Origin of the sequence: Streptomyces olivochromogenes, assembly GCF_001514115.1 — a bacterium.
Lineage (GTDB): Bacteria > Actinomycetota > Actinomycetes > Streptomycetales > Streptomycetaceae > Streptomyces > Streptomyces olivochromogenes.
The window spans coordinates 324,909-345,952 of record NZ_KQ948451.1; the positions used below are offsets into that span (position 1 = coordinate 324,909).

Here is a 21,044-nt window from a genome sequence, read left to right on the forward strand (position 1 = left end):
GGCTTCTCTCCTCACTTCGCGGCTTCGCCGACCGTGGCCCGCGGCGCGGACTCTCCCGGTTCGTCGGCCCGCAGCAACTCTTCGATCAGCCGGACGGCCTCCGGCACGGCGGCCGACACCGGCGGGCTGAGCCCGATGCCCTCCTCGACGGAGGCGGGTTCGCATCCCACGACCAGCGTGCGGCGCGGTGGCTGCCCGCCGGTTGTGGCGCAGAGGGTCCCCAGCAGCGCGAGCACCGTGTCGGGGGTCATCCGGTGGCCGTCGAGCGCGACGCCGTGCGGCTCGCCCGCGTCGGCGCTGTCGTGCTCGATGACGTACAGGGTGCCGGGGCGCTCGCCGCGCGCGGTGGCGTCCACCAGGATCAGGGTGTCGTAACCGTCGAGGACCTGGTACGCGAGGTGCACGCCTCGTACGCCGATGTCCACGGCCTCGACGTGCGGGGGCAGTTGCCGCCCGGTGAGCGCGCGCACGGTTTCCACGCCGAAGCCGTCGTCGCCGAGGAAGATGTTCCCGATCCCGGCGACGAGGACCTTGCCGCTCTCCTGGCGGGGTGGGTCCACGGGCAGGCTCATGCCTCGTCCTCCAGCGGTTCGACCTCGTCGGGCTGGAAGTAGAGGAAGCGGCCCTGTTCGCGGCGGATGTCGGCGCCCGGATCGTCCTCGACCGTCACCGCCAGGTGCACTCCGCCGTCCACGTCGTGCAGCACGGCCTCGACCTTCGCCGTACGGCCCGCCACGAACAGGTCCTGTGCGTCGGTGCGGCGCAGCCCGGGCCGCAGCAGCACCCTGCTTCCCGCGCCCAGCGAGCGGCCGTCGACGACGATCCGGTCCTGCCCCGGGTCGAAGCCGGCGTCGCTCGCCGGGTCCCACCACGGGGTGTCGGGACGCGGCACGCCGAACTCGTCGGGGAAGCCGTCCGCGACCGGAGCCGACGCCGTCGCGGTCGTCGCGCCCGCTCCGGTCACCTCGCGCAGACTGCGCACCGCCCCGTGCAGGCGTTCCAGGACCTCGGGCGGCATGGTGTCCGCCAGGTCGATCACGGCGGCAGCCCGGTCGTCGGTGCCCCGGGCCTCGCGCTTCTCCTCGTCGGTGAGCGCGGCGGTGCGCAGGGCGAGGATCTCGTCGATCTCGGTGGCGTCGTACAGGGCCCCGGGGCTTTCCGGGGCGATCGCCGGGTGGTCCTCCAGGATGATCGGCGAGGACAGCACCACGTCCGCGCGCCCGGGTTCGCCTGCAAGGACCGGCCAGGTGTGCAGATTGCGGCAGGACGCGACCGCACCCTTGGCCCACTCGGGGGGATCCGTCATCGACAGGAACGACCCCGCGCCGAGCCCCATGAGGAGGTGGGTGGCGACCAGGGAGCGCGGGAGGGCCGCGTCCCGGTCGGCCGCCGTGCCGTCCGTGGGTGTCCAGGTGCTGGTGTTCTCGACGATCGCGGTCAGCCGCAGCACGCGGTAGGGCCCGTCGAGTTCGCTCGCGGACAGCCGGAGTACGCCGCTCGTCTCCTCGTAGCGGCGGACCATCCGGCCGACGAGGCGACCGTTCTCGTCGAGGACGGGCTCGGTGTCCTCACCCGCGGGGCGGTCGAAGGGGATCCGCACTCCGTCGCCCAGGAGTTCGTCGACGGGCACGACCGCCTCGACGCGCTCCTCCGTTCCCTCGTCCCAGGGGACCAGCGTCCGGTCGCCGAGCCGGAGTTCGGGAACCGTCTCGAAGGCGCCGTCCGGGCGCGCCCGCTGGACCGTGCGGCGCCGGGCGCGCAGGAAGCGCAGCTCGACCGCGAGGGTGGCGTCCGCCTTGGGTTCCATCAGGCATTCGGTGTGCTGGAATTCGTGCTCCTCGCAGTCGGCGCCCCAGGCGGGCGGGACGAGCACGCCGAACTGCCAGCGCAGCCGGTTCTTGGCCGCGGAGGCACGGTACGGGTAGAGCACATAGCCCTCGAAGAGGACGGCGTCGGCCACCTGCCGGGCGACGGCGAGGCGTGCCTCGGTCTCCGGGGCGAACGTGGTCACGCTCACGGAGCGGTCCTTCCGGTGGTACTGGTGGTACTGGTGGTGCTGGTGATGCCGGTGAGACTGAATCTTCGGGGTGGCGCGGGAGCCGCCCCGCCGCTCTCGTCGAGCAGGGCCCGCACGGTCGCCTCCCAGGAGGGCAGGGCCCGTCGGGAACGGAAGGCGAGCAGGGCGTCCATGGTGTCGCGGGGCAGCCGGATCCAGCCGCAGCCGGGGAAGTGCTGTTCGACCATCTCCCGCCAGGTGGCCACCGGCATCCGGAAGACCGCCTCCCGGTCCCACGGGACGGGTTCGACGCGGAAGCCGCCCGCTCCGGTGAACGCCGTGCCGGAGAACAGCATCAGCAGCGGCACCTCACCGCTGGTCAGCGCGTCGAAGTAGCGGGTCGCGGCGATGTCCATGTCGTAGGTGCACGGCACGACGAGGTCCGTCTCGGTCTCCCCGGTGAAGGCGGGGACCATGACGGAGACCTGGGCGAACTGCACCGGCTGGAGGGTGCTGCCCCAGCGCGAGCGCTCGCCGAAGAGGTCGGCGAGCCCCTCGGCCTCCGCGGTCTCGTAGCCTCGCTTGGCGGGCTCGATTCGGATCTGGCAGCGCAGCGCCATGGCGTGGACCGGTTCGTCGCCGGTCGCGGTGATGCGCAGCCGGAAGACCAGGGTCGGTCCGGCGGCGAACCGGTCCGCGCGCACGCCGGTGCAGGTGAAGGCGAACTCCGTCACGCCGGGCCCTCCTCGCGTACGGGGCGGGCGCGTCGCCCGACGTGTTCGAAGAAGGTGTCGAGCGCGGCGCGGGCCTCGGCGCCGCCGTCGAAGCCCTGCCACAACAGGCGCATCCGGCCGACCAGTTCGTAGCAGATGTCGACGGGCACGAGATAGCACTCGCAGCGGCCCTCGTGGCGGCGCAGCAGCAGCGCCTCCACATCGGGTTCGAGCAGTTCGGCGAGGCGGCTGTCGCCGAGGACGGCGCTCCACGTCGCCGGATCGAGTTCGCTCTCGGTGGCCCCGGCCGGGCTCGGATAGAGGGCCACCAGCCGGTCGAGCGCGGCGTTGCGGAAGAAGAAGGCGACGCCGACCGGGATCTGCAGCGCCTCCCAGGCACCCTCGTCGAGGTGGTGGTCCGGGTCGGTGAGAAAGCGGTCCGGAACGGCGCGGAAACGGCCGCGCGCGGCGCCCGGCTGTTCCATCAGCAGGGCGCAGGACGTACAGGCGCAGACGATGGCCCGGTGCTCGATGTCCACCAGGTGGCGGTGGCGTGCCTCGTCCACCGCCACCGCGCACAGTCCGCATCGCTCCGGCCGCGGTTCACGTCCCGTCAGGAACCTGCGCAGCCCGAAGTCGCGCGTGGCCGGCCGGGGAGCCGGGGGCGCGTTCATGGGGCCTTCGCCGGGGCCGGTCCTGCGGTGGTGCCGGCGCGGGTTCCGGGGCCGGTACCGATCTGGAGCAGCGTGGGCTCCCCCGAGCGGCCGGCGGCCTGTACCTCGACCGCCGTGACCTCCGGCGCGAAGCAGGCCAGCGCGTCCTCGGCCGCCTGCTGGGCCGTCGTACCGCTCGCCGCGCAGCCGCATCCGCCGCCTCCGGGCGCCCGCAGCCGTAGGGTGCCCGTCTCCTCGTCGAAGTCCACGACGTCCAGTTCGTGCTCGCGGACGCTGTCGAGCGCCCGGGTGATACGGGTCGTCCGGTCCTCGGGGTGCAGGTCGTGCAGGACGAGGAGGCTCGCGACCAGTTCGTCGCCGAGCAGGCTCGCCAGCGGATCACCGGGGGTTCTGCGGCCCACGGGCGTGGACAGCAGGTGGAGCATCCGGGCCAGGCCCGCGCCGTAGAAGTCCATGAGGGCCTGGACGAGTTCCTCGGCCGCCGCGCGGGCGGCCGGGTCACCGGTGGTGGCGAGCCGGTCGAGTACGTCCTCGATCCGCTGCCCGGTGCGCACCGCGTCGACCGCCGGTGCCGCCTTCGTCGCGTCGATGGTCGTGCCCGCGCTCATCCGCCCAGTCCGCTCAGGCCGGTGGGCATGTGCATCTTCTGGACGGTCTTGCCGCCGCCGACGTACATGTGCACGCCGCACGGCAGACAGGGGTCGAAGCTGCGGACGGCACGCATGATGTCGATGCCCTTGAAGTTCTCCGGGGAGTTCTCCTCGAAGATCGGCGTGTTCTGCACGGCGTCCTCGTACGGGCCGGGCGTGCCGTAGGTGTCCCGGGTGCTGGCGTTCCACGGGGTCGGCGGGTACGGGTGGTAGTTGGCGATCTTGCCGTCGCGGATCACCATGTGGTGGGAGAGCACACCGCGGACCGCCTCGGTGAAGCCGACGCCGATGCTCTCGTCGGGCACCTCGAACTTCTCCCAGGTCTGGGTGCGTCCGGCGCGGACCTCCTCCAGCGCCTTCTCCGCGAAGTGCAGGGCGACGGCGGCGGTGTAGGCCTGGAAGTAGGTGCGCGCGCGGTTGCGTTCCAGCGCGTTGCTCCAGCGCGGGATCTTCCACTCGAAGGTGGTCTCGGGCTTGGTCATGGTGCGCGGCAGGTTGATGACCACACTGTGGCCGGTCGCCTTCACATATCCCGTGTCGACGAGTCCGGACAGCGCGGTGGACCACAGGCGGGCGATGGGGCCGCCGCCGGTGTCGAGGGCGAGGTGGTCCTTGCCGTCGAACCAGCGGGGCGACATGACCCAGCTGTACTTGTCGTCGAAGTTCCGCTTCTGCGGGGCGGGGATGGTGTGCTGGTTCCAGGGGTGGCGCGGGTCGACCGGATTGCCGAGCGGGTCGTGGGTGACGAACTGCTCCTGGCCCTCCCAGTCCTCGTAGTACGAACTGCCCAGCAGGATGCGGATACCGAGGTTGATCTTGGTGAGGTCGTTGGTGACGAGCTTGCCGTCGACGATCACGCCGGGGGTGACGAACATCCGCCGGCCCCAGTCCGTCATGTTGGCGTAGGTGAAGTCGCAGTACTCGGGGTCGTTGAGCGCACCCCAGCAGCCGAGCAGCACCCGTCGGCGTCCCACTTCCTCGTACCCGGGCAGCGCCTCGTAGAAGAAGTCGAACAGGTCGTCGTGGAGGGGGACGACCCGCTTCATGAACTCCACGTAGCGCATCAGACGGCTGAGGTAGTCCGTGAAGAGCTGGACCGAGGCGATGGTGCCGACGCCGCCCGGGTAGAGCGTGGAGGGGTGCACATGGCGGCCCTCCATGAGGCAGAACATCTCCCGGGTGTAGCGGCTCACCTGGAGCGCCTCGCGGTAGAACTCGCCTTCGAGGGGGTTGAGGGACCGCATGATGTCGGCGATCGTGCGGTAGCCGTGCTCGGCGGCGTGCGGCGCCTCGGTGCGCTCGGCGAGTTCGAGGACGCCCGGGTTGGTCTCCTTGACCATCTTCTCGCAGTAGTCGACCCCGACCAGGTTCTCCTGGAAGATGTTGTGGTCGAACATGTACTCGGCGGACTCGCCGAGGTTGATGATCCACTCACCGAGGTGCGGGGGCTTCACGCCGTACGCCATGTTCTGCGCGTACACCGAGCAGGTGGCGTGGTTGTCCCCGCAGATCCCGCAGATGCGGCTGGTGATGAAGTGCGCGTCGCGGGGGTCCTTGCCGCGCATGAAGACGCTGTAGCCGCGGAAGACGGACGAGGTGCTGTAGCACTCCGCGACCCGCTTCTGCTTGAAGTCGATCTTCGTGTGGATGCCCAGGCTGCCCACGATCCTCGTGATCGGGTCCCAGGCCATCTCCATCAGGCCGCTACCGTCGCCGGCCGCCTTCGTCTTCGGTGCCATCGTGTGTGTCGTGCCCTTCTTCGCGCGGGTGGTCCGGGAGGGTGTGGACGGGGTGGTGGAGCTGCGTCTCAGGTGGGGCGGGGGTTCACCACGGCGGCCGGTATCCGGTGGTGATCTTGTCTCCCGTGTGGCGCCACTTCGGCTCCTTGTCCACGGTGTTGATCGTGAGCGACCTGAGTCTGCGGACCACCGCGCCGTAGGCGCCGCTGGCCTTGGAGGACAACTTCGCGCCCGGCGGTTCGTCCATGAACGGCATGAACTTGTCGGGGAACCCGGGCATGGTGCAGGCGATGCAGATGCCGCCGACGTTCGGACAGCCGCCGATGCCGTTCATCCAGCCCCGCTTGGGCACGTTGCACTTGACGACCGGTCCCCAACAGCCCAGCTTCACCAGGCACTTGGGCGAGTCGTAGGTCGTCGCGAACTCGCCCTGCTCGTAGTAGCCCGCGCGGTCGCAGCCCTCGTGCACGGTGGCGCCGAACAGCCAGGACGGGCGCAGCTTGTCGTCGAGCGGGATCATCGGGGCCGAGCCGGCCGCCTGGTAGAGCAGGTACGTCAGCGTCTCGGCGAAGTTGTCGGGCTGGATGGGGCAGCCGGGGACGCACACGATGGGAATGCCCGCGTGCGACTTCCAGTCCCAGCCGAGGTAGTCGGGCACGCCCATCGCGCCGGTCGGGTTGCCCGCCATGGCGTGGATGCCGCCGTACGTGGCACAGGTGCCGATGGCGACGACGGCGAGCGCCTTGGGCGCGAGCCGGTCGATCCACTCACTGGTCGTGATCGGCTGGCCGGTCTCGGGGTTGTCGCCGAAGCCGCACCAGTAGCCCTCGGGCTTGATCGACTCGTTGGGGATGGACCCCTCGACGACCAGCACGAACGGATCGATCTCGCCCCGCTCCCCCTTGAAGAACCACTCGATGAACGTGTCCGCGCCGCCGACCGGACCGCATTCGAAGTCGATGAGGGGCCAGTGGACGGCGATCTTGGGCAGCCCCGGCAGAGCGCTGAGCGCGATCTGTTCGATGCTCGGCTGCATGGCCGCCGTCAGCGCGACGGAGTCGCCGTCGCAGCTCAGCCCGGCGTTGATCCAGAGAATGTGGATCGTGGGCGTCTCGTCGGCGGGCGCACCACCGGCGTTCGTCGCGCCGGCCGTACTGGGTGTCGCCGCTGTCATGGGACCGCCTCCTCGGGGAGGTGAGGGACAAAAGCCTATATTTCGACCATCAGCTCTCTTCGTACCAGCCATCCGGCCGACGCGAGAGGTCATCCAGGGCCGTTCCAGTGACACGCGCCCTCGTGGACCGGTCCGCTCCCGCTCCCGCCGCCGCCCTCGTGGCCGTGGTCGCCGCGAGGTCGAGGTGCGGCGGGGTGGACTGCGGTCGTCGCTTGTGAACGAACGCGCGGCGCAGTGCGTGGTAGGGGGCGTCCGGGTCGTCGAAGGTGCGGCGCATCCTGGTCAGCTCCCGCTCCCGGAAGGCGGCCAGGGGCTCGCCGCACTCCTGGCGTTCCAGTTCGGCCTTCTTCGCGGCGATCCGGGACGGTGATCCCGGCAGCGCCGCCAGCCGGGCCGCGAGGCGGCCGACCTCCGCGGCGAAGTCCCCGGGGCCGCAGTCGACCACCCGGTCGACGAGCCCGAGGTCGTGGGCGCTCGCCGCGCTCATCGGCAGGGCCTCGCCCAGCAGCCGGTCGGCCGTCGCCGCACCCACGCGGCGCGGCAGGGTGTACGTCCAGTACTCCGAGCCGTACAGGCCCATGAGCCGGTAGTGCGGGTTGAGTACGGCGCCGGCGCGGCACCAGACCTCGTCGGCGGCGAGGGCGAGCATCATCCCGCCCGCCGCGGCGTTGCCCGCGACCGCGGCGACCACGAGGCGGTCCGTGGTGGTCAGGACCGCCTCGACTAGGTCGTCGACGGCGTTGATGTTGGCCCAGGACTCGGCGGCGGGATCCTGGGCGGCGTCGATGACGTTGAGGTGGATTCCGTTGGAGAAGAAGTCCCGCTGCCCGCCCAGCACCAGCACCGAGGTGGGCCGCGCGCACGCCTGTCGGTAGGCGTCGAGAAGGCGTCGGCACTGCGTGGTGCTCATCGCGCCGCCGGGGAACGAGAACGAGAGGACTCCGACGCTCCCCTCCTCGCGGTACGCGATGTCCGTCCAGGTGCGCCGGCGCGGGTCCGCGCAGTCCGGTGCGGCGAGCTCCGGCAGGGACGGCAGCCGGTCGCCGAGTGCCTGCGCGGCGGGCAGTTTGTACGTGGGCGGCTGTCCCGGAGCGCGCCTGCGCCGCAGCTCGGGGATCCACACGGCGCCGTCCGTCGTGGCCCGGCAGATCGCGCCGGCCCGGGTGGCCAGCAACTCCCCCGGGGCGCCGCGCAGGCCGCCCTCGGGGTGTCCGCCGTGCAGGTACCACTCCGCGCCGCACACCACGTCCAGCACGCCGGGCTGCGAGTCCGCCGCGCGCAGCTTGCGCAGGACGGTCTCCGTGGAGTCGGCGTCCCAGTCGATCCGCCGGACGCTCTGGTCGAGGTACGGGCGGATGCGCACCGGGGTGTATTCGGCGTGGGCCGGGCCCTGTGGGCGCGGGGTGTGGGTCCCGGAGGCGAAGCGTTCCACGGCGAGCAGGACGGCCGTGAGCGCGGCGTCGGCCATCTCGCCCCGGTACAGGTCGCTCTTGCCCACCGGCGGGACCACGCAGTCGACGGACGCCCAGACGTCCCCGGCGTCCATGTCCTCGACCGCCTGAAGGACCGTCACCCCCCATCGGTCGGCGCCCCGCTGGATCGCCCAGTCCAGCGAGGACGGCCCCCGGTCCCCGAAGGGCCCCGGGTGGACGATGAAGCACGGGTACGCGGCCCACACCTCGCGGGGGATCGCCGTCTTCAGCATCGGCGCGAGCACGAGGTCCGGCGCGTGCCGTCGGACGGCCTCGGCCAACGGGCGCTCGGGCAGCGCGAGTTCCACCGCGACCGTGTGCCCGTGGTCGCGCAGTTCGACGTGGACGCGCTGGGTGAGGCTGTTGAAGGCGCTGGCCACGAGCAGGATGTGCACGGCGAGCTCCGGCGGCGGACGGTGCGGGCGGCGACGCCCCGGTCGACTGCGATGCTCGGACACGCCGAACCGCCGCGCCCCGACGACAGGCTGAGGGGTCACCCGAAAGCGGACGCCTACCCGCCACCCGGCGGCCCGGTCCTGATCCGGACGACAGGCCCTAAATGCGGTACGCCGCCTCGTCGAAGTCGGCGGGCAGACCGCCCCCGGTCAGGTCCCAGGCCCAGAGGCCGACGAACGCGCCGGTGAACCCGAGGGCGCGGATCCGGTCGCCCTCCATCTCCTCGGCGTGTTCGTCGCAGAGCACGGTCGCGTCGAGTGCCGGGCCGAGGGGACGCCAGCCGGGTCCCGTGTCGTAGCGGAAGCGCAGGGCGGATCCGTCGAGGTCGAGACCGAGGCGCAGCCGCGTGGCGTCGCCGAGGGGTTCCCCGCCCGCTTCGTCGACGGTGAGCGCGCCCCGGTCGCATGCCGCCACGCGCAGCACCGCACGCCCCTCGTCGTCCGCGGTGACGTGCAGGAAGTACCAGTTGCGGGTGTTGTAGTACGCGGTGATCCCGGCCAGTTGCTGGAAGGTCCGCGGCCGGTACTCCATCGTGGCCTCGAACGCGCAGCGCGCGGCGGTCACCCGGCGTGCCACCAGGCTGGGGGCGATGAGGCTCTGCGGGGAGCGGCCGCCGCGCAGCCGCAGGTGGGAGGCACGGTCGGTCAGCGACAGCCAGTCGGGGGCCGGGGGCCGGCGCAGTGTGGACCACTGGGGTCCCAGCACCGGCCGGTCGAAGTCGTCGGGATCCGCCGGGTCTCCCAGGTCGTCGTGGTCGGCCGGGCGCGGGTCTGTGCCGTCGGCGAGCGGATCGGGGGCCGGTATCTCCAGGGAGGGCAGGCCGGTGGGGGTGCGCGGCCATCCGTCCGGGGTCCAGGTGACGGGTGCCAGCGCGGTCTCGCGGCCCAGGACGCACGGTCCGTGCCGTGTGTGCGGCCGGGCGACGAGGTAGGCGAGGTACGACAGGCCGCCGGGGGTGTCCACCAGGCTGCCGTGCCCGGCCTTCTGCAGGGGCAGGTCCGGGTGGTGGCGGGCGGTGATCAGGGGGCCCGCGGGGTCGCGTTCGTAGGGGCCGGTCAGGGTGCGCGAGCGGGCGACGGTGACCTGGTGGTCGTAGCCCGTGCCGCCGTCCGCGGTCAGCAGGTAGTACCAGGGGCCGCGGCGGTAGAGGTTGGGGCCTTCGATCCAGCCGGCCCCGGGCGGCAGCACGACGGGTTCGGGCTCGCCGACCAGGCGACGCGTGGCCCGGTCGTAGCGGGTCACCTCCAGGCCGGCCGAGCCGCCGTGGCCCGGACGCCAGTCGTGGACCAGGTTCACCAGTCGGCTGTCGGCGCCGTCGTGGAAGAGGGAGGCGTCGAAACCGCGCGCGTGCAGGGGCACCGGGTCGGACCAGGGCCCGTCGATCGACTCCGCGGTGACCAGGTGGTTGGGGCTGTCGGTGAAGCCGCCCGCGTACGTCGACACATTGCTGTGGACGAGGTGGAACAAGCCGTCCGCGTGGCTCAGGTTCGGCGCCCACACCCCGCCGGAGTCGGGACACCCGGTCAGGTCCAGCAGGCGGGTGCTGTCCAGGGCGCCGCCCAGGGGCCGCCAGTGCACGAGGTCCCTGGAATGGTGCAGCCGTACCCCCGGACACCACTCGAACGTCGAGGTCGCCAGGTAGAAATCGGCTCCCACGCGGAGGATGGACGGATCCGGGTGCGAGCCGGCCAGGACCGGGTTCCGGACGACCTGCGCGGTCCGCTGCCGCATGCGTCTCCTTCGACGGGCGATGATCGCGAGCGGGTGATCGAAGAGGACCGTAGTGTCGAACACGTTCGCAGGCAACGGTGGTTCCGCCGCCGGGAGCCCGTACACACCGAAGGGATCGGAATCGATGAACGACGTCACGACCGAGAGCCAGGTCCGCTCGCTCAAGGAGGCCGTCGGGCGGTACGGCATCTGGAGCGGGGGCCTGCGCTCGGAGGATGCGCAGGGGCGTGGCGAGCGGGCCGAGGCCGCCGCCGAGCTGGAGCAACTCGGCTTCGGCGCGGCCTGGTTGGGCGGCAGCGGCACCGCGGAGAACGCGGCGCCGCTCCTCGCGGCGACCGAGCGGCTCATCGTGGGGACCAGCATCCAGAGCATCTGGACGCAGGACGCCTTCGCGAGCGCGGCGGGCTTCGCGGAGCTGGAGACGGCCCACCTCGGCCGCTTCGTGCTCGGCCTCGGGGTGAGCCACGCCAAGATCGCGGACCAGTACCGTCGCCCCTACGCGAGCATGGTCGCGTATCTGGACGAGCTCGACGCGAAGGGAGTGCCCGCGGGACGCCGGATGCTCGCCGCCCTCGGCCCGAAGATGCTGGAGCTCTCACGTGACCGCGCCGCCGGGGCGCTCCCCTACCTCGTGACGCCGGAGCACACCGCGCAGGCCCGCGAGATCCTGGGCGAAGTCCCGCTGCTGGCACCGGAGTTCAAGGTCGTCCTGGAGAGTGACCCGGACCGCGCCCGCACGCTCGCCCGGGGCGTCCTCGCCTTCTATCTGTCGCTGCCGAACTACACCAACAGCTTTCTACGGCTGGGCTTCGCCGAGTCCGACTTCGCGGACGGCGGCAGCGACCGCCTCGTGGACGCGATGTTCGCCTGGGGCGACGAGGACCGTATCCGCGCCCGTGTCGAGGCCTTCCACGCGGCGGGCGCCGACCATGTGGCGCTCCAGGTGGTGACCGGACAGACCCCCGAATCCCTCCCGCTCGAGGAGTGGCGCCGGCTGGCGGGCATCCTGCTCTGACTCTCCCCCGCGCTTCCAGGTCCTCGCCGGTCCCCTCCGTGGTGGCTCACATGGTGTAACGCGCTACACCATCGATCCGGGGGGCCGGTCCCTCGTGGCGGCGGGCGGGCGACGGGATCGTTGACGGCAGAGATCGCAACGGACCTGCGGGTCCCCTGCCGAAGGAAGATCCCGTGAAGTCACTGTTCGCCGCCGTGCGCTCGTTCGTCGCCAACCTGCTGCTCTGGTCGTTCTTCGTGGGCGGCCTCGCCGCGAGTTCCGCCTCCGGCGCCGTCCTCGACGGCACGCAGAAGGACGTGGCCACGTACGCCGGTATCGCCGTGTCACTCGTGGCGGGCTCGCGCATCGCGAAGAAGCCGAAGATCAAGGCGTTCCTGTCGACGCCGCCGGTGCTGTGGTTCCTGTTCCTGTTCAACGGCGCCGTGGCCGCGGTCTGCTACCTCACCATGGACGGCGTGAAGGGGATCATGGCCGCCGTCGGCATGGGTCTGGTCTCGCTGGGCGCCGCCGGCGGCCTCGTCGCCGGCCGCCGGAAGAAGCCGGTCCAGGCGGTCGACCAGCCCTGGTACTGACCGGCCGACCCACCCCGCTTCCGCTGCCCCCTCGCCCAGTCACGCCCGAATTCCTCTGAAGGGACCCTCCCATGACCGCCGACCGCCGACATGGACGCCGCGTCGCCACCCTCGCCACCACCCTGGCCGCCGTCGCCCTGACCGCCGGGCTCGCCACCGGCTGCGACGGCGTCGACAACTCACTGGACTGCCTGCAGAACGCCGACACGATCGCCGACAGCCTCAAGGCGATCAACGAGGCCGGCCTGGACGCGGCGAAGGATCCCACCCGGACCGACAAGTCCATCGAGACCATCAACAAGAACCTCGACAAGATCGACGACAAGACGGACGACGGCAAGGTCGACAAGGCGGTCGACAAGCTCAACAAGGCCGTCGCCGACTACAACAGAGCCATCCTGAACGGCGACACCGACCCCGACTCCAGCAAGATCAATGACGCGGCCGACGAGCTGAAGAACGTCTGCACGTCGTAACGTCAGGTGCGGCGTGCGGCCCACACCGTGCGCTCGGTGCGCACACTCAGGTCGATACGGCGCAGGATGCTGTGCGGGCCGCCGGTGTCGAGCAACCGGTCGAGAGCGGCCAGGTCCTCGGTCGTCAGGGCGGACGCGACGCCGCCGCGCATGCGGCGCAGACCGCTGAGTGCGTAGCGGCCTGCCGCGTCGGTGCGGGGCGGGCCGATGTCGACGGCGACGGTGCGTTCGCCTTCGACGGTGAAGCCGGCCTTTGTCAGCTTGGTTCCCCAGTCGGCGCCGCGGTGGGGGACCTGCTCGGCGTGATGGTGGTCGAGCGCGGCATGGCAGCGTTCCTCCAGACCTGGAGCGTCCTGCGGGGCGTCTTCGGGCAGGAACCGGGGGAAACCGGCCAGCTCGACGACGGCGAACAGCCCGCCCGGTGCCAGCAGGTCGTGGACCTGGCGCAGGGTGCGGTCGGGGTCGGGCATGTGGTGCATGGAGGCCGACGCCCAGACCAGCTCCGGCGTGCCGAGTTCGGGCCACGCCGTCGTGTCGAGGTCGGCCCGCACGATACGCACGCGGTCGGCCGCTCCGGCTGCGGCTGCCTTCTCCCGCAGACGGTTCAGGTGGGCGGACGAGAGATCGACGGCCGTCAACTCCGCCTCGGGAAAGCGCTCGAGCAGAGCGAGGGTACCGGCTCCGGTCCCACAGCCCAGATCCACGATGTGGCGGGGGCCGGTCCCGATGGGCAGCCAGGCGGTGATGGACGCGAGGTGTTCGGCGAGCACTTCCGCGTCCAGGTCCAGGATCTCCGTCTGGTCGCCTGCGTTGTGCTCGTGCTCGTGCTCGTGCTCGTGCTCGTGCTCGTGAACAGGGTGCGCGCCGTGGGGCGCCGTGTGCGGGGAGGGGGGGTTCATGCGCCCACGCTAAGCGGGCCCTGCGCGTGTGCCCTGGCGGGTTGCTGAATGAGCAAGACGATGGCCTGCTGGGCTGCGGAACACGCAAACCGTCACGATGACGGGCGGTTCGTCTTCCCGACGTCCTCGCCACGCTGGTGACCGCGGCGGGCGTCGCGGTCGAAGATGCCGAGGATCTCGCACGGTCCGCCCTCGGCGCCGATGGCGTGCGGGAGCATCGTGGGGAACTCCGCCGCCTGGTTGGTCTCGATCCGCAAGCGCCGATCGCCCAGAAGCAGGCTCGCGGTGCCGGAGAGAACGACGAGCCATTCGCGGCCCGGGTGGGCGCGCATGCGCGAGGGGTTGTCGGGCGGCGGCTCGGTCATGTGCCGGCGCACGACGGTCATGCCGGGTTCCGCCTTGATGGGCCAGCGCATCAGCCCGTGGGCCGCGTCGATCATCGGGTGGGAGACGACGTCGTCCGCGGCGGTCTCGACCAGTTGGTCGAGGGAGGTGTCCAGGGCGCGGGCGAGGGTGACGAGCTGGTCCAGGGCCAGGCGGCGCCGGCCGTTCTCGATGCGGCTGAGCGTGGACTGGCTGACCCGGGCGCGGGTGGCCAGCTCCTCCAGGGACCAGCCCTGGGCCACACGCAGGGCGCGGATGCGTTTGCGTACCAGGCTGTCCAGTCCACCATCGTCTTGCGCCATGGGCAATTTCGTATGCCTTTGCGGCAAGGTGCGGTCGGCGTCGTACGCGTGGGAGGACCCCGCCACCAGGGCGGGGTCCTCCACCATGCCGGGGTCGAGCCGCCGTACGGCTATACGGTCAGCGACGGAACAGGATCAACGGCGGCCGTCGTGACGCCCTCCGAGGTCATGACGCCCACCGAGGTCGCGGCCTCCACCTACGTCGTGACGCCCACCGAGGTCGCGGCCTCCACCTACGTCGTGGCGGCCACCGAGGTCGCGGCCCCCACCTACGTCGTGGCGGCCACCGAGGTCGCGGCCCCCACCCACGTCGTGACGCCCACCAACGTCATGACGCCCACCGAGGTCGCGGCCCCCACCTACGTCGTGGCGGCCACCGAGGTCGCGGCCCCCACCCACGTCGTGACGCCCACCGACGTCATGGCGGCCACCGACGTCATGACGCCCACCGACGTCGTGGCGGCCGCCGACGTCACGACGGCCACCGTGCTCGCCGCGGTGCTCGCCACCACGCTCACCCCGGTGCTCACCGGCACGCCCGCCGCGGTACTCGACTCCGCGCTCACCCCTGTAGCTGCCGTCACGGTTCCCGGGGTGACGGGCGCCCCAGGAGAGGGTGTCGACCAGGCGGCCGTGCTCGTCGCGCAGGGCGGCCGTGTCGGAGCGGTCGCCCCACACGGAGCTGCGGCGGTCCTGGTAGAGGTCACGGGAGTTGTCGCGGCCCATGCCGGTGTGGACACGGACGACGGAGCGGCCGTCCAGCCGGTAGTGGTGGAAGGTGTACGTGTGACCGTCACGGTCCGACAGCGTCCAGCCGCTCAGGTTCACCGCACGGCGGGCGCCGTTGGTGACCTCCACCCACTCGCTGTTGAGCGACCGGTTGGAGCGGACCCCGTGGCCCACGAAGCCGTGCTGCACGTCGGCGATTCTCACGGCGGCCTGGCGATCCGTGCGGTCGGCCGCGGACGCCGGCAGCGTCGCCGCGCCGGCCACCGCCACCACCGTCAACGTGGCGGCGGCGAGACGGCGAACGGTCACAAACGCAGAAGCGGACACAAAGCCCTCCTACTGGGTGCTGGCATCCCGCGGCCGTCCAACGCGGTCCGTTCCGGGGTGCGTGTGCGGGTGTGCGGCCTGCTGGCCGACGCGCACACATTGCTCTCACCCTTCGATGATTCGGGCGATACATGAGCTCTGTTACCGATCAGCCATATTTCCGTGACACTCGCATGTAACGTCCATTTATGTCCTGAATGCGACGATTTGCCGCTTCGTCAGAAGGCTTTCCCTTGCGGGCACACGCCTCGGAAGGGTCCCCGTGAGGCGCCGACCCTCCACGCCCGACCCGGCCATCACCCGAAAGTGGATCACGGCCCCAGGGGGCGTCCTGCCCCAACGGACAGGTTTGCGCTGAGCTTCCCAGGTCAGGCGTAGTAGTAGAACGCAGAGGAGAGAGGCATGTGTGCGGAGCACCGGACGAACTCCCCCGACACCACGACCGTTCCCGGCCGGCTGCGTTCACCCGGACCGGGCAGCCCGGCCGAGGTGCGCGAGGCGGTCAGGCACGCGCTCGAAGAAGACGTACGACGCTCCGGCGGGCGCGACGGCGCGAGCGATGCCGTCGCCGTCGGCGACGCCCTGCTCGTCGCCTCGGAACTCACCACCAACGCGATGCTGCACGGCGGCGGTGTCACCGAGTTCGAGGTGCTGCTGGTCGACCGGGAAGTACGCCTGTCGGTGAGCGACCACAGCCGGGAGCTGCCCACACCGGCAGAGCATCCCGACGAGCCGGGATCCATGAGGATCGGAGGCCATGGCTGGCCGATCATCTGCCGCCTCGCCCGCGACATCACCATCGCGGAGCTCCGCGCCGGCGGCAAGCGCATCACTGCCGTCGTACCGCTCTCACCGCGCTAGGACCGGGATCACCAGGGCTGGGACGACGCCGCCGCAGTCCAGGGGTCGGCCGCGGCCGCAACGAGTTCACGCCGTGAGGGCCTGGCGGGGTGTGCCGGTCGCGGAGGGTGCGCCTCGCCCGACGGGACGCACCGGGTACGTGGTCTTCGCCGGATCCACCACCGGGTCGCCCAGCTCGATCCGGCCCGCCGCGTGCAGCGCGTCGCACTCGTCCGTGGGCAGGGCCACGTAACAACCACCGCGGCCGGAAACGGAACTGAGGGGCTGCCAGTAGCCGTACCGGCGCCGCCCGTTGGCATGCACGGTGAGGCAGACGGGAACGCGCTGGACGGTGATCAGACGCAGGACCTCGGCACCGCCGGGGCCGAGCGGAGCGGGCGTGCGCGGGAGGGATCGGAGCATCGTCAGCAGTCTCCGTTCAGGGCTCGCGGCACGGCGCGGCGTCGGAGAGCGGGCGTCATGTGCGGGCGGCCTTTCGACGGACGGGTTCGATCGCGTACCGCCGGGAGCGGTGACGTTCTCGCTGCTCAGCATTGTTGCGGAGGGCACTGACAATGCGGTCCGGGCTGCTCCGGGGCACTCCCCCGGTCCCGACCCGATCCCGGTCCGCTTCCGGTCCGGTTCAGGGTCCCGTTCACCGTTGGTGCGGCAGTGTCTCTGCGCGAGGGGCATCGGGGGCGGGAGGGGAAGCAGGGGCGTGCAGGGCGAGAAGGGCGCGGCTGTCGCGAGCGTCCTGCTCGCCCTGGACGAAGGGGTCGTCGGCGGGGTCGTAGGGCCCCGCGTGGTCGGCGAGCGTCCCGGTGACCCGCTCCCACTCCTCGGCCTCCGCCCGTGCGACGACCGCGTCCCGGCCGGTGGGCGAACCGCCGCGAGCCGCCTTGCGGGCGGTGGCCAGCGCGGACCTCGCCTCGTGGTGGCGCATTCCCGTGGCCGAGCAGCGTACCCGCGCCCAGGCGGCACGCTCTTCGTCGGAGGGCTCCGGCACCTCGTCACCCGTGTCGTCGACGGGACCGGACGCTCGGTGCTGCTCCAGGCTCACTGCTCCACCTCGTTCAGGTGCGGGGGCTGATGTGTCCTTCGGCAGTCCCGTGTGCCCCGGTCGCGCGAACCGACACCTGCCGGCGGCGAAGAAGCGCTCACCAGGGCAGGAAGGCGTGCACATCCTTGCCGTCGGGCCGCACCACGACGCTCACCTGGTGGCAGAGCGCGTGGACGAGGTGCCAGCCGATCCCGCCCGCGCCGTGCGCCGGGTCGACGCGGCGGGGCGCGGGCGGCGTCGGGCTGCTGTCGCGGAGCGTGACATGCACGCCGTCGAAGGTGGGGCGGATCCGGAGTTCGAAGGGGCCGGGAGCGTACTGGACCGTGTTGGCCGCCAGCTCCGTCACCACCAGCAGGATGTCGTCCCAGTGCTCGGCCGCTCCGGGCGGTGAGGTCCGCGCGAGTTCGCACAGATAGTCGTCCGCCACGAGGCGGGCGTCGGTCACGTTGCGCAGCTGTCCGGGAAAGGTGCTGGTGAGGCCCGGGGGCTCGTCACCCGGCACCTTCTCGTCCCCGTTCGGGTCGCTTTCCATCGCGCCTCCCCGGTCTCGTCGGCGGGATGTCTTGCTCGTCATCGCCCCACGCGCCTTCGCACAGGGTGTCCTCGCACCGCGCGGGCGTCGTCCACCCTTCGCGACCGCGTCCCTACGATCCGGTGTCCCGGGACCTGCGGGCGACCGTACGCCGCCTCAGCGCGCGTCGTTCGGTCTCGCTCGTACCACCCCAGACACCGATGGTCTGCCCCGTGTCGAGCGCCCAGCTCAGGCACTCCTCACGGACGGGGCAGTGTCGGCAGACGGCCTTCGCCTCCTCGACCTGCGGCAGCGCGGGGCCTGTGCTGCCGATGGGGAAGAACAGGTCGGGGTCGACGCTCCGGCAGGCCGCGGACTCGCGCCAGTCGTTCATGGGGGCCTCCTGTGATCGCGATGGTCTTGCGCGATCTGTTGTTGGTGGGACTTCGGTCCTCCTTCGGGTCACCCTTGATCGCACCTGCGAAACAGCCGGTTTCGTGGGGACCGCACGGTTTGAACGAGGAACGGCGCGGACAGCCGTGTACGGGCACGGCGCCCCCGCACGCCCGTCCGGCGCGGCGGGGACGCCCGAGTGGCAAGATGGGATCGCGGATGAGCGTCGGCGGCGCTTCGACGAACAAGCAGGTGGCACATGTCGCACGAGCCCGGCGAGGTCTGGGAGCAGTTCGCCGTCGCCCTGGCGGAAATGGCGCGGGATCTGCTGGCCCAGGACACGGTCCAGGGCACGCTGGACCGTGTCGTGGAGCATGCGTCGGTTCTGATCAACGGTTGCGACGACGCCGGCATCCTCACCGTGCGGCGGGGCGAGGTGCGTCCTCTGGCGGCGACGAGCGACGTGGTGCGACGTGCGGACCGGATCCAGCAGGATCTGCGGGAAGGCCCGTGCTTCGACGCCGTGACCGACCGTCAGCAGATCTACACCATCGAGGACTTGAGCCGCCCGCATGAGCGCTGGTCCCACTTCGCCCCCGAGCTGAGAAGGCTGGGCATGGGGAGCGTGATGGGCTTCCTCCTGTTCACCGAGGACGACGAGCTCGGGGCCCTCAACCTGTACTCCCGCCGGCCGCACACCTTCGACGAGGCCGCTCAGCGGGCCGGCTGGATCCTCGCCTCGCACGCGGCCGTGGCCTTCTCCGCGGCCCGTACGCATCAGCAGCTCGGTGACGCCCTGGAGACCCGTCACGAGATCGGCGAGGCCATGGGCATCCTCATGGAGCGCTACGCGCTGACCGAGGACTCGGCGTTCAAGCTGCTCAAGAAGGCGTCCCAGGACCACAACATCAAACTGCGCGAGATCGCCCGCCGCATCTGCGAAACCGGCGAAAAGCCCAGCTGACCGCTCCTGGCGCAACGGGCGGCGATCCGGAACGAGCGACCCGCCAAAGACCGCGAAACAGCCGCCGACCTGCTGTGACTTCGGCCACCCCCTCTTGCCCCGGCAAAGAAGGCATACCTAAGTTTCGTCTCATGGCCCCACATAACTCCCCGCCTCCCGACGGCACCCCCGCGCTGGTCGACTTCTCCGTCGACCTGACCGCGCAGGAGGTGCACCGACAGGCCCAGGTCCTGGCCGCCCTCGGCCCCGACTGGGACCCGATGGAGGTCATGCGCGGCGAGGAGGCCGCGTACGACCTGCTGTACTCCGGTCTCGACGAGGAGCAGCAACGCCTGTACGACGACCTGGTCGCGGCCGGTGTGCTGCCCCCGCGCGGAGGCGGCCATGCTGCCGCTTGACCCGCAGGCGGACCGCGGGCGCCGTGCCTGGGTGAGCTGCCCGAACTGCAACGACAGTCGCGGCTGCGCATCGTGCGAGCAACGGCGTACCTGCTCCGACCACTGGCGCTATCTGCTCTCCAACACCGGCAGCCTGCTCCACCTTCAGTGCCCGTCGTGCACGCACGTGTGGGTCCACGAGAGCGGCTTCGGTGCCACCCGCTCCCTGTGGAACCGGATCACGAGCGGCCGCCCGGATCCTCGCTGATCGCTCCGGCTCAGAGCGCGTGGGGGTCGGTGGGTGCCCGCGGTTCGTCGGGGATGTAGCAGGCGACGAGTGCGGCCGTGTCGTCGTTGAGACGGTTGTCGCTGTAGGCGAGCAGATCGTGGTGGAGCCGGTCGAGGAGTTCCCGGGGCGGGAGAACGCCCCAGGAGCGGATGCGCTGGACGAGCGGGTAGAAGGCGCCGTCCTCGTCGCGTGTCTCGGTGACGCCGTCGGTGTACAGCAGGAGCTGATCGCCCGGCCGAAAGGAATGTTCCTCGGCGCGGTAGGGCTCGCCGACGAGCACGCCGAGGTTGAGGGGCGGTGAGGACTGGTCCGTCTCCAGTTCGGTGACTTCGGCGGCGCTGATGAGCAGAGGGGGCGGGTGGCCGCAGTTGACGATCCGCACGACACGGTCGGGGGTCACGATTTCCGCGAAGACCGCGGTGACGAAGCGCTCGGCCATGTCGCTGCTGGCGTAGTCGGCGGCTCGGCGGCTCATACTGGTCTCCACCCGGCCCGCCAGGGCGGCGAGGTCGGGTTCGTCGTGGGCGGCTTCCCGGAAGGCGCCGAGCAGGGCGGCGGCGGTCTCCACGGCGAACAGACCCTTGCCCCGGACGTCGCCGATCACGAGGCGCAGGCCGTGCGTCGTGGGCACCGCCTCGTAGAGATCGCCTCCGACGCGTGCCTCCGCGTCGGCGGAGAGGTAGAAGCTCTCCACCAGGATGTCACCGACGCGGTGCGGAACGGGCCTGAGCAGGACGCGCTGGGCGATCTCGGCCACGAAGCGCACGGTGGCCAGCGTGCGCTCCCGTCGCGTCCGGCTGACGGCCAGGATCGTTCCCAGGGTGCCGATGAGAGCGGTGCAGAAGTAGGCGGCCACGTAGTGGCGGTCCCACTGGTAGCCGACGGAACGTCCGGCACAGCACGGGGTACCGGCCAGAACCCCTTCGAACACGATGGCGAAGACGGTGACGCAGACGACCATCACGGGGCCGTGGGCGAAGGCGGCCACCAACGGGAGGGCGATCAGCAGGAAGCTCACCGGCCAGTCCACGGGCGTGATGGGCTCGATCAACAGGACGGCCACGACGTAGAAGAGGGGGAGCCAGCGCATCCACGTGGGCGGTGCCGGCAGCGAGCGGCCCGTGCTGTTCGGGTGCGGCGTGGCGCTCTCCGCCTCCGCGCCGCGGCGCCGCCACCTCACGGTGTCCCGCGACGCTGTGCGAGGGGCGGGAGCTCGGACACCAGCGAGGCAGGGGGGTGCACCGAGAGCGCGCCCGCGAGCGGACGACACGACTGACGGCTCGTTTGATGCAGCCTGTTCA

Annotated in this window: 24 protein-coding genes; 7 read left to right on the top strand and 17 right to left on the bottom strand. The window is 71.3% G+C overall.

The genetic code is table 11. The features are described 5' to 3' along the window. Window positions 1-11: 11 nt before the first annotated feature. From AQJ27_RS01525 to AQJ27_RS01565, 9 genes are all read right to left on the bottom strand, one after another. Window positions 12-572: a hydrogenase maturation protease gene (locus AQJ27_RS01525; RefSeq protein ID WP_096239665.1), complete on the bottom strand. Its 561-nt coding sequence runs from the start codon at window positions 570-572 to the stop codon at window positions 12-14. Continuing rightward, entirely contained in the window at window positions 569-2,017 is a 1,449-nt protein-coding gene (locus AQJ27_RS01530) for a hypothetical protein (RefSeq protein ID WP_067360398.1), read from the bottom strand. The genes AQJ27_RS01525 and AQJ27_RS01530 overlap by 4 nt, the downstream gene beginning before the upstream one ends. Further along, the gene (locus AQJ27_RS01535; RefSeq protein ID WP_067360401.1) at window positions 2,014-2,730 is read right to left on the bottom strand and encodes a DUF6084 family protein; all 717 of its coding nucleotides are present in this window, start codon (window positions 2,728-2,730) and stop codon (window positions 2,014-2,016) included. Before AQJ27_RS01535 ends, AQJ27_RS01530 begins: the two co-directional genes overlap by 4 nt. Then, entirely contained in the window at window positions 2,727-3,383 is a 657-nt protein-coding gene (locus AQJ27_RS01540; protein WP_067360404.1) for a DUF5947 family protein, read from the bottom strand. Before AQJ27_RS01540 ends, AQJ27_RS01535 begins: the two co-directional genes overlap by 4 nt. After that, window positions 3,380-3,991, bottom strand: coding sequence for a hypothetical protein (locus AQJ27_RS01545; protein WP_067360407.1), 612 nt, complete (start codon window positions 3,989-3,991; stop codon window positions 3,380-3,382). The genes AQJ27_RS01540 and AQJ27_RS01545 overlap by 4 nt, the downstream gene beginning before the upstream one ends. Further along, window positions 3,988-5,772: a nickel-dependent hydrogenase large subunit gene (locus AQJ27_RS01550; protein ID WP_067360409.1), complete on the bottom strand. Its 1,785-nt coding sequence runs from the start codon at window positions 5,770-5,772 to the stop codon at window positions 3,988-3,990. The genes AQJ27_RS01545 and AQJ27_RS01550 overlap by 4 nt, the downstream gene beginning before the upstream one ends. An 85-nt stretch (window positions 5,773-5,857) precedes the next feature. After that, on the bottom strand, window positions 5,858-6,946 hold the full coding sequence (locus AQJ27_RS01555) for an NADH-quinone oxidoreductase subunit B family protein (RefSeq protein ID WP_067360412.1): 1,089 nt from the start codon (window positions 6,944-6,946) through the stop codon (window positions 5,858-5,860). A 49-nt stretch (window positions 6,947-6,995) separates the two neighbouring features. Further along, the gene (locus AQJ27_RS01560) at window positions 6,996-8,813 is read right to left on the bottom strand and encodes an enoyl-CoA hydratase-related protein (RefSeq protein WP_067360415.1); all 1,818 of its coding nucleotides are present in this window, start codon (window positions 8,811-8,813) and stop codon (window positions 6,996-6,998) included. A 160-nt stretch (window positions 8,814-8,973) separates the two neighbouring features. Next, entirely contained in the window at window positions 8,974-10,605 is a 1,632-nt protein-coding gene (locus tag AQJ27_RS01565; RefSeq protein ID WP_067360417.1) for a glycoside hydrolase family 43 protein, read from the bottom strand. 124 nt (window positions 10,606-10,729) lie between these two features. Here AQJ27_RS01565 and AQJ27_RS01570 point away from each other — a divergent pair, with 124 nt between their 5' ends. The 3 genes from AQJ27_RS01570 (at window position 10,730) to AQJ27_RS01580 (ending at window position 12,668) form a co-directional block, all read left to right on the top strand. Next, on the top strand, window positions 10,730-11,620 hold the full coding sequence (locus AQJ27_RS01570) for an LLM class F420-dependent oxidoreductase (RefSeq protein ID WP_067362617.1): 891 nt from the start codon (window positions 10,730-10,732) through the stop codon (window positions 11,618-11,620). Between the two features lie 173 nt (window positions 11,621-11,793). After that, complete coding sequence (locus AQJ27_RS51625; RefSeq protein WP_079064726.1) at window positions 11,794-12,192, top strand: hypothetical protein; 399 nt, start codon at window positions 11,794-11,796, stop codon at window positions 12,190-12,192. Window positions 12,193-12,263: 71 nt separating this feature from the next. Then, the gene (locus AQJ27_RS01580) at window positions 12,264-12,668 is read left to right on the top strand and encodes a hypothetical protein (protein WP_067360420.1); all 405 of its coding nucleotides are present in this window, start codon (window positions 12,264-12,266) and stop codon (window positions 12,666-12,668) included. 2 nt (window positions 12,669-12,670) lie between these two features. Here the strand turns inward: AQJ27_RS01580 and AQJ27_RS01585 are convergent, their stop codons facing one another. The 3 genes from AQJ27_RS01585 to AQJ27_RS60475 form a co-directional block, all read right to left on the bottom strand. After that, window positions 12,671-13,567, bottom strand: coding sequence for a class I SAM-dependent methyltransferase (locus AQJ27_RS01585; RefSeq protein WP_067360423.1), 897 nt, complete (start codon window positions 13,565-13,567; stop codon window positions 12,671-12,673). Between the two features lie 92 nt (window positions 13,568-13,659). Then, window positions 13,660-14,253 (bottom strand): helix-turn-helix domain-containing protein, encoded by a 594-nt coding sequence (locus tag AQJ27_RS01590; RefSeq protein ID WP_067360426.1) that lies wholly within the window; start codon window positions 14,251-14,253, stop codon window positions 13,660-13,662. Window positions 14,254-14,388: 135 nt separating this feature from the next. Beyond that, entirely contained in the window at window positions 14,389-15,309 is a 921-nt protein-coding gene (locus AQJ27_RS60475; protein WP_079064727.1) for a lamin tail domain-containing protein, read from the bottom strand. Window positions 15,310-15,711: 402 nt separating this feature from the next. On the opposite strand from AQJ27_RS60475, the gene AQJ27_RS01600 reads away from it, so the two are divergent. Then, window positions 15,712-16,170, top strand: a complete 459-nt coding sequence (locus AQJ27_RS01600; RefSeq protein WP_067360432.1) for an ATP-binding protein — start codon at window positions 15,712-15,714, stop codon at window positions 16,168-16,170. Window positions 16,171-16,236: 66 nt separating this feature from the next. Here the strand turns inward: AQJ27_RS01600 and AQJ27_RS01605 are convergent, their stop codons facing one another. The 4 genes from AQJ27_RS01605 to AQJ27_RS01620 form a co-directional block, all read right to left on the bottom strand. After that, window positions 16,237-16,572 carry a hypothetical protein gene (locus AQJ27_RS01605; protein WP_201264235.1) on the bottom strand — a complete coding sequence of 112 codons (336 nt, stop codon included), beginning with the start codon at window positions 16,570-16,572 and terminating at the stop codon, window positions 16,237-16,239. Window positions 16,573-16,804: 232 nt separating this feature from the next. Then, window positions 16,805-17,209 (bottom strand): hypothetical protein, encoded by a 405-nt coding sequence (locus tag AQJ27_RS56245; RefSeq protein WP_067360435.1) that lies wholly within the window; start codon window positions 17,207-17,209, stop codon window positions 16,805-16,807. A gap of 97 nt (window positions 17,210-17,306) precedes the next feature. Continuing rightward, window positions 17,307-17,741: an ATP-binding protein gene (locus AQJ27_RS01615; RefSeq protein WP_067360438.1), complete on the bottom strand. Its 435-nt coding sequence runs from the start codon at window positions 17,739-17,741 to the stop codon at window positions 17,307-17,309. A 112-nt stretch (window positions 17,742-17,853) separates the two neighbouring features. Next, complete coding sequence (locus AQJ27_RS01620; RefSeq protein WP_054232519.1) at window positions 17,854-18,114, bottom strand: WhiB family transcriptional regulator; 261 nt, start codon at window positions 18,112-18,114, stop codon at window positions 17,854-17,856. A gap of 258 nt (window positions 18,115-18,372) precedes the next feature. Here AQJ27_RS01620 and AQJ27_RS01625 point away from each other — a divergent pair, with 258 nt between their 5' ends. The 3 genes from AQJ27_RS01625 (at window position 18,373) to AQJ27_RS01635 (ending at window position 19,722) form a co-directional block, all read left to right on the top strand. Further along, window positions 18,373-19,077: a GAF and ANTAR domain-containing protein gene (locus AQJ27_RS01625; protein ID WP_067360441.1), complete on the top strand. Its 705-nt coding sequence runs from the start codon at window positions 18,373-18,375 to the stop codon at window positions 19,075-19,077. A gap of 131 nt (window positions 19,078-19,208) precedes the next feature. Further along, entirely contained in the window at window positions 19,209-19,475 is a 267-nt protein-coding gene (locus tag AQJ27_RS01630) for a DUF6400 family protein (RefSeq protein ID WP_067360444.1), read from the top strand. Next, the gene (locus tag AQJ27_RS01635; protein WP_067360447.1) at window positions 19,462-19,722 is read left to right on the top strand and encodes a hypothetical protein; all 261 of its coding nucleotides are present in this window, start codon (window positions 19,462-19,464) and stop codon (window positions 19,720-19,722) included. The genes AQJ27_RS01630 and AQJ27_RS01635 overlap by 14 nt, the downstream gene beginning before the upstream one ends. A 10-nt stretch (window positions 19,723-19,732) precedes the next feature. On the opposite strand, the gene AQJ27_RS01640 is transcribed toward AQJ27_RS01635, so the two are convergent. Next, the gene (locus AQJ27_RS01640; RefSeq protein ID WP_235613415.1) at window positions 19,733-20,923 is read right to left on the bottom strand and encodes a PP2C family protein-serine/threonine phosphatase; all 1,191 of its coding nucleotides are present in this window, start codon (window positions 20,921-20,923) and stop codon (window positions 19,733-19,735) included. Window positions 20,924-21,044: the final 121 nt, after the last annotated feature.

Bases quoted from the DNA above. Each gene is read 5' to 3' on its own strand.
- AQJ27_RS01525 (WP_096239665.1), bottom strand. From the start codon at position 572: ATGAGCCTGCCCGTGGACCCACCCCGCCAGGAGAGCGGCAAGGTCCTC.
- AQJ27_RS01620 (WP_054232519.1), bottom strand. From the start codon at position 18,114: ATGAACGACTGGCGCGAGTCCGCGGCCTGCCGGAGCGTCGACCCCGAC.
- AQJ27_RS01590 (WP_067360426.1), bottom strand. From the start codon at position 14,253: ATGGCGCAAGACGATGGTGGACTGGACAGCCTGGTACGCAAACGCATC.
- AQJ27_RS01625 (WP_067360441.1), top strand. From the start codon at position 18,373: ATGTCGCACGAGCCCGGCGAGGTCTGGGAGCAGTTCGCCGTCGCCCTG.
- AQJ27_RS01580 (WP_067360420.1), top strand. From the start codon at position 12,264: ATGACCGCCGACCGCCGACATGGACGCCGCGTCGCCACCCTCGCCACC.
- AQJ27_RS01605 (WP_201264235.1), bottom strand. From the start codon at position 16,572: ATGCTCCGATCCCTCCCGCGCACGCCCGCTCCGCTCGGCCCCGGCGGT.
- AQJ27_RS01555 (WP_067360412.1), bottom strand. From the start codon at position 6,946: ATGACAGCGGCGACACCCAGTACGGCCGGCGCGACGAACGCCGGTGGT.
- AQJ27_RS01585 (WP_067360423.1), bottom strand. From the start codon at position 13,567: ATGAACCCCCCCTCCCCGCACACGGCGCCCCACGGCGCGCACCCTGTT.
- AQJ27_RS01565 (WP_067360417.1), bottom strand. From the start codon at position 10,605: ATGCGGCAGCGGACCGCGCAGGTCGTCCGGAACCCGGTCCTGGCCGGC.
- AQJ27_RS01600 (WP_067360432.1), top strand. From the start codon at position 15,712: ATGTGTGCGGAGCACCGGACGAACTCCCCCGACACCACGACCGTTCCC.
- AQJ27_RS01635 (WP_067360447.1), top strand. From the start codon at position 19,462: ATGCTGCCGCTTGACCCGCAGGCGGACCGCGGGCGCCGTGCCTGGGTG.
- AQJ27_RS01550 (WP_067360409.1), bottom strand. From the start codon at position 5,772: ATGGCACCGAAGACGAAGGCGGCCGGCGACGGTAGCGGCCTGATGGAG.
- AQJ27_RS01630 (WP_067360444.1), top strand. From the start codon at position 19,209: ATGGCCCCACATAACTCCCCGCCTCCCGACGGCACCCCCGCGCTGGTC.
- AQJ27_RS01540 (WP_067360404.1), bottom strand. From the start codon at position 3,383: ATGAACGCGCCCCCGGCTCCCCGGCCGGCCACGCGCGACTTCGGGCTG.
- AQJ27_RS01570 (WP_067362617.1), top strand. From the start codon at position 10,730: ATGAACGACGTCACGACCGAGAGCCAGGTCCGCTCGCTCAAGGAGGCC.
- AQJ27_RS01545 (WP_067360407.1), bottom strand. From the start codon at position 3,991: ATGAGCGCGGGCACGACCATCGACGCGACGAAGGCGGCACCGGCGGTC.
- AQJ27_RS01615 (WP_067360438.1), bottom strand. From the start codon at position 17,741: ATGGAAAGCGACCCGAACGGGGACGAGAAGGTGCCGGGTGACGAGCCC.